This window comes from Streptomyces sp. NPDC047315 (assembly GCF_040643215.1).
Lineage (GTDB): Bacteria > Actinomycetota > Actinomycetes > Streptomycetales > Streptomycetaceae > Streptomyces.
Map to the genome: position 1 here is coordinate 202012 of NZ_JBEYTZ010000007.1, position 11973 is coordinate 213984.

Annotated in this window: 11 protein-coding genes; 3 read left to right on the forward strand and 8 right to left on the reverse strand. The window is 74.2% G+C overall.

All coding sequences use genetic code 11. The features are described from left to right. Positions 1 to 110 precede the first annotated feature (110 nt). Entirely contained in the window at positions 111 to 1475 is a 1365-nt protein-coding gene (locus ABZ842_RS10330; RefSeq protein ID WP_361534854.1) for an RDD family protein, read from the reverse strand. 248 nt (positions 1476 to 1723) lie between these two features. Between ABZ842_RS10330 and ABZ842_RS10335 the strand changes: the two genes are divergently transcribed. Beyond that, positions 1724 to 2209: an SsgA family sporulation/cell division regulator gene (locus ABZ842_RS10335; protein WP_361534857.1), complete on the forward strand. Its 486-nt coding sequence runs from the start codon at positions 1724 to 1726 to the stop codon at positions 2207 to 2209. A gap of 16 nt (positions 2210 to 2225) precedes the next feature. Here ABZ842_RS10335 and ABZ842_RS10340 read toward each other — a convergent pair whose 3' ends face one another. Both ABZ842_RS10340 and ABZ842_RS10345 read right to left on the reverse strand, forming a co-directional pair. Then, positions 2226 to 2621, reverse strand: coding sequence for a VOC family protein (locus tag ABZ842_RS10340; protein ID WP_361534860.1), 396 nt, complete (start codon positions 2619 to 2621; stop codon positions 2226 to 2228). Positions 2622 to 2878: 257 nt separating this feature from the next. Beyond that, the gene (locus ABZ842_RS10345) at positions 2879 to 3877 is read right to left on the reverse strand and encodes an AraC family transcriptional regulator (RefSeq protein ID WP_361534863.1); all 999 of its coding nucleotides are present in this window, start codon (positions 3875 to 3877) and stop codon (positions 2879 to 2881) included. Positions 3878 to 3959: 82 nt separating this feature from the next. Between ABZ842_RS10345 and ABZ842_RS10350 the strand changes: the two genes are divergently transcribed. Continuing rightward, the gene (locus ABZ842_RS10350; protein WP_361534866.1) at positions 3960 to 4805 is read left to right on the forward strand and encodes an NAD(P)H-binding protein; all 846 of its coding nucleotides are present in this window, start codon (positions 3960 to 3962) and stop codon (positions 4803 to 4805) included. A 76-nt stretch (positions 4806 to 4881) separates the two neighbouring features. Here the strand turns inward: ABZ842_RS10350 and ABZ842_RS10355 are convergent, their stop codons facing one another. Continuing rightward, positions 4882 to 6309 (reverse strand): FAD-linked oxidase C-terminal domain-containing protein, encoded by a 1428-nt coding sequence (locus ABZ842_RS10355; protein WP_361534869.1) that lies wholly within the window; start codon positions 6307 to 6309, stop codon positions 4882 to 4884. Between the two features lie 97 nt (positions 6310 to 6406). Here ABZ842_RS10355 and ABZ842_RS10360 point away from each other — a divergent pair, with 97 nt between their 5' ends. Further along, complete coding sequence (locus tag ABZ842_RS10360; RefSeq protein WP_361534872.1) at positions 6407 to 7864, forward strand: tetratricopeptide repeat protein; 1458 nt, start codon at positions 6407 to 6409, stop codon at positions 7862 to 7864. On the opposite strand, the gene ABZ842_RS10365 is transcribed toward ABZ842_RS10360, so the two are convergent. The 4 genes from ABZ842_RS10365 to ABZ842_RS10380 all read right to left on the reverse strand — a co-directional run bounded on the left by ABZ842_RS10365 (position 7849) and on the right by ABZ842_RS10380 (position 11942). After that, complete coding sequence (locus tag ABZ842_RS10365) at positions 7849 to 8499, reverse strand: class F sortase (RefSeq protein ID WP_361534875.1); 651 nt, start codon at positions 8497 to 8499, stop codon at positions 7849 to 7851. The genes ABZ842_RS10360 and ABZ842_RS10365 overlap by 16 nt on opposite strands. Positions 8500 to 8623: 124 nt before the next feature. Continuing rightward, positions 8624 to 9052, reverse strand: a complete 429-nt coding sequence (locus ABZ842_RS10370; RefSeq protein WP_361534878.1) for a hypothetical protein — start codon at positions 9050 to 9052, stop codon at positions 8624 to 8626. Between the two features lie 81 nt (positions 9053 to 9133). Then, complete coding sequence (locus ABZ842_RS10375) at positions 9134 to 11215, reverse strand: HAMP domain-containing sensor histidine kinase (RefSeq protein WP_361534881.1); 2082 nt, start codon at positions 11213 to 11215, stop codon at positions 9134 to 9136. Then, positions 11205 to 11942 carry a response regulator transcription factor gene (locus ABZ842_RS10380; protein WP_361535170.1) on the reverse strand — a complete coding sequence of 246 codons (738 nt, stop codon included), beginning with the start codon at positions 11940 to 11942 and terminating at the stop codon, positions 11205 to 11207. The genes ABZ842_RS10375 and ABZ842_RS10380 overlap by 11 nt, the downstream gene beginning before the upstream one ends. Positions 11943 to 11973: the final 31 nt, after the last annotated feature.

Consider the following 11973-nt stretch of genomic DNA (forward strand, 5'->3'; position numbering starts at 1 on the left):
CGCGGCCGGGACCCCCGCAAAAGGACGCACGCCGTTCGGGGGAACCCGGCTGATGCGCGCTCAGCCGCCCGGCCGCAGCCCCGGCCCCTGCTCCGGCGTCAGCCCCGGCCTCAGCTGCGTACGAACGTGTGCGCCAGCTTGTCGTGCCAGCACTGGCGCCAGGGCCGGTCGACGAGGCACCACAGGACGTTCACCACGCCGACGACGACGAGCCCGAGCACTCCGTACACGAGCCAGCGCCGCAGCGCCGCTCCGAACGCCGGCGGCTCGTGCGACTCGATGTCCACCACGGAGATGCCGAGCAGCTTCTTGCCGAGCGTGTGCCCCCACTTGGCCGTCGGCAGCGCCTCGTACAGGGCGCCGAGGACCAGGAACGCGGCGAGGACGATGCCGAACTGGACCGCCGTGGTCCCGTCCAGGAGCCAGACGGTGACCGTCTCGCCGGACTGCTTCGCCGCCGCGATCTTCTCGTCGACGTGGTCGAGGGCGCTGGTGACCAGCGGGAAGGCGATCGCGCCGAGGACTCCGCCCAGGAGCACGCTGTCGATCAGCCGGGCGGCGATCCGTCGGCCGAGCGGCGCTGGGCGGGCGGCGGCCTGGGCCTGCGCGATGGCCAGGAAGGGGTCGTTGACCGGCGGCTTCCAGGGCACGACGGCCGGTTCGGCGTCGCCGTCCTGGGCGAGTTGGTGCACCTGCTGGGCCCAGGACGCCGAGCCGCCGCCGGGCCCGTCGGTCACCGGCGGCAGGGCCTGGGCCTGGGGCTGGGCCTGCTCGGGGACCTGGGGCTGCACCGGCGCCTGCGGCTGGACCGGGGGCAGCGGCTGCGGCTGCGCGGCGGGCTGCGGGTTCGACGGCTGCGCGGCCCTGGGTCGTACGGCACGAATGGTCACCGTGCTGTCCGGCACGGGCCGCTCGGCGGGCCGCTCATCGCCGGCCGCGGCCTCCGGCCGCCTGCCCGCACCGGCGGACCGCACCCCGGGCAGCGCCCCGCCCGTGGGGTCCCCGCCCTGCTCCGGAATCCGCGGATCCGCCCCGGGACCAGCACCAGCACCGGCACCGCCCCAGGCCACCCCGCCCTGTGAGCCCTGGAAGCCGCTCTGCCGCGAGGAGTCCGCCTGCCACGCGCTTGCCGGCTCCGGCCGCGGGGGCTCCTCCAGCTCCTCCACGGGGTCCTCGTCCAAGAACACCGGCCCGGTCTCCTCGACCGCCGACGGCCCCGCCGCGCCGTCCCCCGCCCCGCCGACCGGCGCGGCCGGCGCAGCAGGAGCGGAGGGAGCGGGAGGGGCAGGAGGAGGAAGCGGAGCGGCGGGCTCGGGCGCCGCCGCCGTCGTCTGTTCCTCCTTGGGTGCGGGCCGGCTCGTACCGGGCACCCAGGACGCACCGTTCCAATACCGGACGTATCCAGGAATGGACGGGTCGGGGTAGTACCCGGGCGCAGGACTGCCGTCGCCGTCGTTCGGGGTTGGGGCGCTCATCACCGTGGTCCCGTATCTCCTCGCGAGCCTCGTTCAACCCACCACATGTACCAGACGCTTGCACACCCCCGCGTCTGTCCTGCGGTAACGACCACCATCCGGTGTGTCCCGCGCCGTCCGCGGCGCCGGCGGACGACGGGTGCGCGGGTCGGCGAAAAAAAACTTATCGAAGTCGCGTAAGAGTCGGGCGGCAACCCGCTCCCTCCTGTGTGGGCCCGAACCGGGGCCCCGACGACGAGGGAGAGAACATGCACTCCGTGGTGGAACGCGAACTGGAACTCCGGCTGGTGCTGTCCCCGGAGCGGAGCGTCACCGTGCCCGCTCGGCTGTCCTACCGCTCCGACGACCCGTACGCCGTGCACGTCACGTTCCACATCGGCTCGGAGAGTCCGGTGATGTGGACCTTCGCGCGGGAGTTGCTGGTGGAGGGGGTCTTCCGGCCGTGCGGGCACGGGGACGTACGGATCTGGCCGACCAAGGCCGACGGGCGGAACGTGGTGCTGATGGCGCTCAGTTCGCCGGACGGGGACGCGTTGCTCGAAGCGCCGTCCGCGCCGGTGTCGGCGTGGTTGGAGCGGACGCTGCGGGTGGTGCCGCCCGGGGAGGAGTCGGAGAACCTCGGGATCGACGACGGGATCGCCGGACTGCTGGCCCACCATCCGGCCGACGGCCGCGCGGGGGGCGGCCGGCACGGGGCGCCGGCGGACGGTGAGCCGCGGGACGGCGATGCCTGACGGGCGCGGGGCGTCCTCAGGAGGCCGCGCCGTCGCGTTCCCCGTCGGGTGCGGTCAGGAACTCCAGGTTGTGGCCGTCCGGGTCCTCGACGTAGAAGCCGCGACTGCCGTGGATCAGATAGGTGTTGCCGGGGTCCCGGTGCACCGGGTCGCTCCAGTACGGCAGTTCGCGCTCGGACACCTTGGCGAGGATGCGCTCGAAGAGGTCGTCGGGAACGCGGAAGGCGAGGTGCTGCATGGTGACGTCGCCGTCAGTGTCGTAGTAGTCGAGCGTCGGGCCGTCCTCCAATTGCAGGGCGGCGAACGGGCCGACGGCCTGCGGTTCCGGCGTCTCGATCAGTTCGGCGAGGAAGCGGGCTCCCCGGAAGCGGTCCTTGCTGAAGACGACGGTGTGGTCCAAACGCGCGGACATGGCTGCTCCTTCTTCTTCTCGCTGTTGCGTGGTCGTGCTTCAACGGTAGGAGCGCGGGGCGCGGCGCAGCCATCGGGCATTGGCCCTAGGGCCCCGGTCCGCCCGGGGGCGGGACGGGGCTTAGGTCGTGCCCGTGCAGTCCCTGCGCGAACAGCCCACCACCGGCCGGTGGAGACCAACGCCCCCGCAGAGCCACGGCGGCTACGTCCAGAGGCGCAGGGACGCGCGGGACGCTACGGACGCGGCCTGAGTCGGGACTACGGCGAGCGATGCGCGGCGCGGTGGGCGGCCGGGGCGATGCCGCGCAGGCGTTTGAACGCGACGCTCAGGGCGAACGCGTTGGCGTACCCGACCCGACGGGCGACGGCCTCCACGGTGTCGTCCGTGGTCAGCAGCAGATCGGCGGCGGTGTCGACGCGCCAGGACGCCAGGTACGCCATGGGGGGTTCGCCGACCTCCGCGGTGAAGTGGCGGGCGAGCGCGGCGCGGGAGACGCCGGTGCGGGCGGCGAGGTCGGCGACGGTCCAGCGGCGGGCGGGGTCGTCGTGGAGCAGCCGTAGGGCCGGGCCGACCATGGGGTGGTCCCAGGCGCGGTACCACGGCGGCGACTGGGCCCCGGGGCGGTCGAACCAGGCGCGCAGGGCCGCGAGCAGCATCAGGTCGAGGAGGCGGTCGAGCACGGTGCGGCGGCCGGGGCGGGTCGTCGCGATCTCCTGGGCGAGCAGTTCCAGCAGCGGGTGGCCGCACTGTGCGCCGGGGACGACGAGGACGTCGGGCAGGGCGCGCAGCAGCCGGTCGCTGACGCTGCCGCGGGCCTCGTACACCCCGCTGAGCAGCATCGCCGCGGGCTCGGGCGCGGCGTTCGGGACGGGTGTGCCGGCCAGCACGTCGATGCCGTCGCCGCCGGGCGGGGGACAGTAGGCCGCGGCGGTCACCAGGGTCCTCGGCGCGGCGCCCGGTTCGTCGGCGACCGTGTACGGCGCCCGGCCGCGCACCACCGCGACCGCGCCCTCCTCGACGGCCACGGGTTCGCCGCCGTCGGGCAGGAGCCAGCCCCGGCCGCGCACCATCGTCACCAGCGTCAGCGGTGTGCCGCCGGCGAACCGCAGGGACCACGGCCCGTCCACGCAGGCGCACCGGAAGAGCGCACCGCGCGCCCGCACCCCGTCCAGCAGTTCGGCCAGGACGTCCACACCCGCGTCCGCACCCGCGTCCGCACTCGTCGCGCTCGTCGCACTCGTCGCGCTCGTCGCCATGACAAGAGAGCGTAGACGCTGAGACATGGATACGAGCTGCTGAGCCATGGAGCGTCTTCCGCCGGCCGGATTCACTGGGGGCATGACACAGCACGACATCCTCGTCCTCGGCGGTACGGGCACCACCGGCCGCCGCGTCGCCCGCCGGCTGAAGGAGCTCGGGCACGTCGTCCGGATCGGTTCGCGCTCCGCCGACCCGCGCTTCGCCTGGGAGTCCCCCGCGACCTGGGACGCAGCCCTCGACGGCGTCGACGCCGTCTATCTCGTACCGCTCGACGGCGCTCTGCTCACCCGGCCGTTCGTGGCGCGCGCCGAGGAGCGCGGGGTGCGTCGGATCGTCCTGTTGTCGGGGCGCGGGGTCGACCTGCCGGGGTACATGGACCACTCGCAGCCGGCGGCGCGGACCCACGTCGACGGCGAGGCGGCGATCCGGTCGGCGCGCTCGGCGGAGTGGACCGTGCTGCGGCCGGGGTGGTTCGCGCAGAACTTCAGCGAGGGGTTCTTCCTGGACGCGGTGCGCTCGGGCGAGCTCAAGCTGCCCGGCGAGGACGGTGCGGCGTCGTTCGTGGACGCGGAGGACATCGCGGCGGTCGCGGTGGCCGCGCTCACCGAGGACGGGCACGCGGGACGCACGTACGAGCTGTCCGGGCCGGGGGCGCTGAGCCTGGGCGAGGTGGCCGCGGAGATCTCCGCGGCTTCGGGGCGCACGGTGCGCTACGTGCCGGTGCCGCCGGCGGACTTCGTAGCCGAGATGACGGCGCAGGGGTGGTCTCCGGAGGACGCCGAGGCGTACGTGGAGATCCTCTCGCCGGTGCGGCGCGGTCTGGACGCGCACCTGTCCACCGGGGTGCAGGAGGCGCTGGGGCGGCAGCCGCGCGACTTCGCCGCGTTCGCCGCGGACGCGGCGGCGGCCGGCGCCTGGAGCTGATCGACGCCCGTGGCGGGTCGGGGCGGGCCCGGGGGAACGACCTGCCACGTCGGCGGCCGGCAAACGCATACGGGCGTCAGAAGACCTTGCCGGGGTTCAGGATGCCCAGTGGGTCGAAGGTCCGCTTGATGCCGCGCTGCAACTCCACCCCCACCGGCCCCAACTCCCGCGCCAGCCACTCCTTCTTCAGCACCCCGACCCCGTGCTCCCCCGTGATCGTGCCGCCGAGTTCCAGCCCGAGCGCCATGATCTCGTCGAACGACTCGCGGGCGCGCCGGGTCTCGTCCGCATCCGTGTGGTCGAAGCAGACGACGGGGTGGGTGTTGCCGTCGCCGGCGTGGGCGCAGACGCCGATCGTCAGCCCGTGCTTCTCGGCGATCGCCGCCGTCCCGTCGATCATCGCGCCCAGCCGGGAGCGCGGGACGCACACGTCGTCGATCATCGTCGCCGACTTCACGGCCTCCAGTGCGGTCAGCGCCGTCCGCCGGGCCTTGAGGAGGAGTTCGGACTCGGCGACGGTGTCGGCCGGTACGACCCCGGTGGCGCCGGCGGCCGTGCACAGCTCGCCGACCGCGGCCAGGTCCGCCGTCGGGTCGGGGGTGTCGAACGCGGCCAGCAGCAGCGCCTCGGTGGTTTCCGGCAGCCCCATCCGGCCGAGCGCGTTGACGGCGCGGATGGTCGTGGCGTCCATCAGCTCCAGCAGCGACGGCGCGTGCCCGCGCTCCATGATCGCGCAGATGGCGTCGCAGGCCGCCGCCGCGCTCGGGAACTCGGCCGCGAGCACCAACTGCCGCGGCGGCTTGGGCTTCAGCGCCAGCACCGCCTTCACGACCACCCCCAAACTGCCCTCGGAGCCCACGAACAGCCGGGTCAGGTCGTAGCCGGCGACGCCCTTCGCGGTACGCCGGCCGGTGGTGAGCAGTCGGCCGTCGGCGAGGACGACGTCCAGGCCGAGTACGTACTCCGCGGTCACCCCGTACTTGACGCAGCACAGGCCGCCGGACGCGGTGCCGATGTTCCCGCCGATGGTGCAGGTCTCCCAGCTGGAGGGGTCGGGCGGGTAGTAAAGTCCGCGCTCCTCCACCGCGCGCGACAGCACGGCGTTCACCACGCCCGGCTCCACGACGGCGATCCGGTCGACCGGGCTGATCTCCAGGATGCGGTCCATCTTGACCAGCGACAGCACGATGCAGCCGTCCGTGGCGTTCGCCGCGCCCGACAGGCCCGTGCGGGCGCCCTGCGGGACGACGGGGACGCGCAGCTCGGTAGCGGTGCGCAGCACGTGCTGCACCTGCTCCACGGTGCGCGGCAGGACGACGACGGCGGGCGTGCCGGCGGCACAGAAGCTCGCCATGTCCCGTCCGTAGGAAACGGTGACGTCGGGGTCGGTGATCAGGGCTTCGGCGGGCAGCCCGGCGCGCAGCCTGCGCAGGAGGTCGGCAGGGCCGTCGAGGCCGGCACCGCTCGGTCGGTCGAGGAGGTCGTCCGTGCGTCCAGCGTCCATGCCTCCAGCCTCGCACCGGCGGCCATCGGTGTGAACCCGTACCCCGCCCACCTGGATGATCGTCGTACCGTACGCGTACTGCCGCACAGTGATCGTCATGAAGGGCGAAGCTGCGAAGAACGTCGCGGTCGGCACGCTGGTCGTCGCGACGCTGATCACCGGAGTGGTGCTGGCCTTCCCCGGCACGGGCCGGCAGGGCCCGCCGCCGCTGCCCGGCCCCCTCGCGCGCGCCGAGACGGCGGTGCTGGCGGGCGCGCCCGCTTCGGTGCCGGAGCTGGACGCGCTGATCGCGGACCGGCGCACGTGGCTCAAGGGGCACCCGAAGGACGAGGCGTCGTGGGCGGCGCTGGGCTCCGCGTACACGGAGCGGGCGGTGCGAGCCGCGGACTGGTCGGCGTACGGCAAGGCCGAGCAGGCGCTGAAACGGTCCCTCGCGGCGCTCCCGGGCGAGCGCGGCAACACCGACGCGCTGCTGGGGCTCGCCGTGCTCGCGGGCGCCCGCAACGACTTCGTCGCGGCGAAGGAGTACGCGACGCTGGCGCGCAAGCAGAAGCCGCGGCGCTGGACCGTGCACCGCGCGCTGGTCGACGCGTACAGCGGGCTCGGGGACCACAAGGCGGCCGAGAAGTCGCTGGAGTCGGTGCAGAGCCTGTACGACGGGGCGCAGGCGCGCAGTCTGGCGGCCCGGGTGTACCGCGACCGCGGCTGGCGCGAGGACGCGGCGGCGAGCGCGTACGACGCGGTCGGCGCGGCGCGCGGGGCCACGGAGCGGGCGCACGCGCTGTGGCGACTCGGCGAGTTGTCGTGGGAGCGGGGGGAGCCGGAGGAGGCGGTCGGCAGCTACGACGCGGCGCTGCGGCTCGCCCCCGACCTGCATCCGGCGCTCGCCTCCCGGGCCCGGGCCCTCGCCGCCGTCGGCCGCACGGACGAGGCGCTGCGCGACTACCGCGCCGCGCTGACGAAGGCGGCGCTGCCGGAGTACGCCCTGGAGGCGGGCGAGTTGGCGCAGTCCCTGGACCTCGACGCGGAGGCGACGGCCTTCTACGGGCAGGTGCGCGCCGCCGGGGAGCGGGCCGCGGCGCAGGGGGTGAACGTCCAGCTCACGCTGGGCCGCTACGAGGCCGACCACGGGGACCCGGCGGAGGCGGTGCGCATGCTGCGGGCCGAGTGGGACCGGGGCCGGCGCAGCCCGGAGACGGCGGACGCGCTGGCGTGGGCGCTGCACAGGGCGGGGCGGTCGAAGGAGGGGCTGCCGCAGTTGGTGAAGGCGATGAAGGACGGGCCGCGCAGTGCGCTCTTCGCGTACCACCGGGGCGAGATCGAGCGCTCCCTCGGCATGTACGGGGCGGCCCGCCGCCACATCGGCGAGGCCCTGCGCACGAACCCGTCCTTCTCCCCGCTGCTGGCCCCGGCCGCCCGGTCGGCGCTCACGGCGCTGGGCGAGCCGCCCGAGGGCGGTCCGCGCAAGTTGACGGGTCGCGAGGGTCAGGGCGGCTCGGGCGGCACGCCGGCGGGCCAGCAGCGCCGCACCGGGACGGGTCAGAGGGTGGCGTAGACGATCAGGTTGTCCACGGGGTGCCCTTCGGCGTCGAACTCCCCGTCGCAGGTGACGAGTCGCAGTTCGGGGCCGGAGGTCGGCCCGTAGACGCGCTGGGTGGGGAACGCGGTCTTCTTCACGGTCTCGGTGCCGGTGACCGTGAAGGTGCGGGTCGTCCCGCGGGCGTCGCGCACCTCGATCTTCGCGCCCTTCGCGAGCTTCTTGAGGTCGTGGAAGACGGCGGGCCCGTACTTGGTGTCGTTGTGCCCGATGACGACCCCGGGCCCGCGCTGCCCGGGCACGGCCCCGCCGGTGTACCACCCGGCGGTCATCCCCTTCTCGGCGGGCGGCACTTCGACGGTCTGGTCGGCGTTGAGCCCGAGCTTCATCAGGTCGCTGCTGACCCCGATGGAGGGGATGGCGACGTGTACGGGTTCGGCGACGGACGCCTTCGTGGACGAGGCCGTGGACGGGTCCGTGGACCGGGGCTCTGACCGGCGCTCCGGCCGGGCCTCGGTGCCGACCGACGTACTGGACCCGGCGACGCGCCCGCCGCCCTCGTCCCGGACCCCGTCTCCGTCCCCCGAACACCCGACGACCACCAGCAGACCGAGCGCGAGGGCCGCAAGGCGGGAGAAGACTGCGTGACGCATGTGAAGCTCCAAGAGGGGTGACCGCGACGGGGCCGGGCAGGCGGACGACGAACTGAGCGACTCGGGGGCGCAGTCGTACGGGACGGGCCGCACTCCACTGCGCGGCCCGTCCAGCAGCGGAAGATCAGGCCGCAGTCGCCCGGGCCGTACCGCGGCGGCGCACCAACACGCCCCCGCCCACCAGCACCAGCGCACCCACACCGGCCGCGACACCGACACCGGCGCCGGAGGCGGCGCCCTCGGTGACCTCGGGCCGCTCCCCCGCGGCCACGCCACCGCGCGGCAGGACGATCCTCGGCACCTCCGCCGACTTGCTGTCCCCGCGGAAGATCACGCAGGCGTCAGCCTTGTCGGTCGGCTTCGCCTTTGCCGTGCTGCCGCCCTCCGTCTTGATGGGCAGGCACTTCACGTCCTTGGCCCTCTCCGGGGACGGCTTCGGCTTCTCGTCGGCGAACGCGGCACCGGCCGGCGCCAGCACCGCGCCGAGGGCGACAGCGGTGACGGCGAGGGCCCGCAGCGGGCGACGACGGCGGCACACAGACGCTTCGGTCATACGGATGTCTCCAATCCGGGGGTCCCGAAGGGGCTCGGAACCGTATGACCGCAAGGCTGGCCGGGAGTTGTGAGGATCCTGTCAGATCCCGGTGTCCTCCCCGTCAGCCCCGACCGCGACCGGCAGCAGCAGTGTGAAGACGGACCCCTTCCCCACCCGGCTGGCCGCCTCCACCGAGCCGCCGTGCGCCTCCGCCAGCTTCCGGACGATCGCGAGGCCGAGCCCGCTGCCGCCGGTGCGCCGGTTGCGGGACTTGTCCGCGCGCCAGAAGCGGTCGAAGACGTACGGGAGGTCGTCCGCCGCTATGCCGCTGCCGGTGTCGGCGACCTCGATCGCCACCCGCCGGCCCGCCCCCTCGCCCTCGCTTTCGCCGTCACCCGCGCCCGCCCGGTACGCCCGCAGGGTGACCGTGCCGCCGCGCGGGGTGTGGCGCACGGCGTTGGAGACGAGGTTGTCGACGGCCTGGCGCAGCCGGACGGGGTCGGCCGCCAACTCCCCCGCGTCGGCGCCGGCTTCCGACACCGTCAAGGTGACGCCCGCCGCCTCCGCGCGCGGCGCGTGCGCCGCGGCGACCTGCGGCAGCAGCTCGTCGATCCGCACCGGCACCGGGGACAGCCGCAGCTCTCCCGCGTCCGCCTGGGCCAGGTCCTGGAGGTCGTCGATGATGTGCTGGAGCTGGACGGCCTCCTCCAGGAGGGAGGAGACGAACGCCGGGTCGAGTTCCGCCACCCCGTCCTGCGCGCCTTCCAGCCAGCCCCGGATGGTGCTCAGCGGCGTGCGGAGTTCGTGCGCGACGTCGCCGACCATCTCGCGGCGCTGGTGTTCGAGCCGGGTGCGGTGTTCCGCCATGTCGTTGAACGCCGCGGCCAGCCGGCCCATTTCGTTGTCCCCGCGGACCGGCACGGGCTCCGCGGCTCCGCCGTCCTTCATCCGCTGTGCGGCGGCGGTGAGGGCGCGCAGCGGCCGGACGAGCCGGGTGGCCGCCAGCACGGACGCCCCCACGGTCAGCGCCAGCACCAGCGCCGCGGCGCCCGCGATGCGCGCGGTGTTCTCCGGGGAGAGGTCGAAGCCGGGGACCTCCGCGCCGTCGGGGTCGCTGATGAACAGCAGCGCGGGGGACGACACGTACGAGCCGAGTTGGTCGCGGCGGGCGGTGTCGACGCAGTTCTCCACGACGCTGTCCACCCGGACGACGACCCGGGCGTCCGGCTCCTTCCTCGGCTCGGCCGCCCGCGGGGTGGCCTGCCCCGCGGTGCTCGGATCGGCCGGCGTCACCAACAGGATTCGCTCCTTGGGAGTTTGGCCGAGCACGGCGATCTTCGCGTCCGGTCCGGAGCCGAACTCCATCGTGAGCGGAACACTCTTGTGGCCCTTGCGGCTCAGGCAGTCGTCGGAGAGCTTGGTGAGCGCCTTGAGCGCCGCGCTCTCGGTTTCGGTGGGGACCTCCAGGCGCCCGAGCCCGCACTGGTCGCGGAGCTCGCCGGTCTCGTACCCGGCGGCCCGCACCCAAGAGCGCCCGCTGGGGGCGGTCACGCGCTCGGCGGTGACGGACCGCTCGCCCAGGCAGTCGACGACGGCGTCCGCGACGGAACGCAGCCGGGCGCCCTCCTCGGCGGTCAGCCGGAAGGGGCCGACGGCCCGGGCGTCGATGCCGCCCGGGGTCAGCGCGCCCTTTCCGCTCCCGGCCGTGCCGACGGGGACCGACCCTTGGTCGGCCTTCTGCTCCGCGGTGGGGTCGAGCACGGCTTCGGTGTTGAGCGGATCGATGACGGCGGAGGCGTTCTCGGGCAGCGCGGGCGGCGCCCCGCCGGTCGCGGAGTCCGCGATGGGGACGCGGGCGCGGGTGGTCAGCGCGATCCGGCGGTCGTACTTCTCGGCGAGCGCGGTGACCTGGCGCTGGACGCCGTCCCACTGGGGGGTGGTCGCGGCGTGGCCGAGGAGCGTCCGGTAGATCAGAGCGTCCGTGGTGAGGTTCCGGCCCTGTTCCCGCTTGATGGCGCCGGAGGTGGTCTGGGCGGCCAGCCAGGCGGTCGCGGCGACGGAGCAGACGGCGACGAGGGCGGAGACGGCCAGCAGCCGACCCAACAGGCTCTTGCGCAACGGCAGTCGACGCCCGTGCACCCGCCCGCGCTTGCGCCCTGTGGCGGCGCGGTCAGGACGCACGGCCGGCGCCCTTCGCCGGGTCCGCGAGCTTGTAGCCCACGCCGAAGACGGTGAGCAGCCGTTGGGGCTTCTTCGGCTGGTGCTCGATCTTCTTGCGGAGGTTCATGATGTGGACGTCCACGGTCCGGTCGCCTATGTAGCGGGTGTAGCCGTGGAGTTCTTGAAGGAGGCGCTGGCGGGTGAAGACCCGGCCCGGCTCGGCTGCCATGGCGGTGAGGATGCGGAACTCCCCCGGGGTGCAATCGACTCCGGCGCCGTCCAGGGTGATCTCGTGCCGCTCGGGGTCGATCACGAGGGCGCCGACGGTGATCAGGTGTTCCTCGACGGGGGCGGGGGCAGCGGCGGGGGCGGCTGCGCCGCGGGGCCCCGCGGCGGACGCGGAGCGGCGCAGCAGCGTGCGCACCCGGGCCATCAACTCCCGCGGGCTGTAAGGCTTCGTCATGTAGTCGTCGGCGCCGAGGTCGAGCCCGAGCAGGAGGTCGTCCTCCGTGGTGCGGGCAGTGAGCATCAGCACGGGGAGTTCGTACGCCTCGGCGCGCAGGATGCGCAGCACGTCGAGCCCGTCGGTGCGGGGCATCATCACGTCGAGCACGAGGAGGTCCGGCGCCCGGCGGCGGACCTGCTCGACGGCGGCGCGGCCGTCCGTCACGACCGTGACCGCGTGGCCTTCCCGCTGGAGGTAGCGGCGGACCAACTCGGCCTGCTTGTCGTCGTCCTCGGCGATCATCACATGTGCGCACACGCCTCGATGGTAGGCA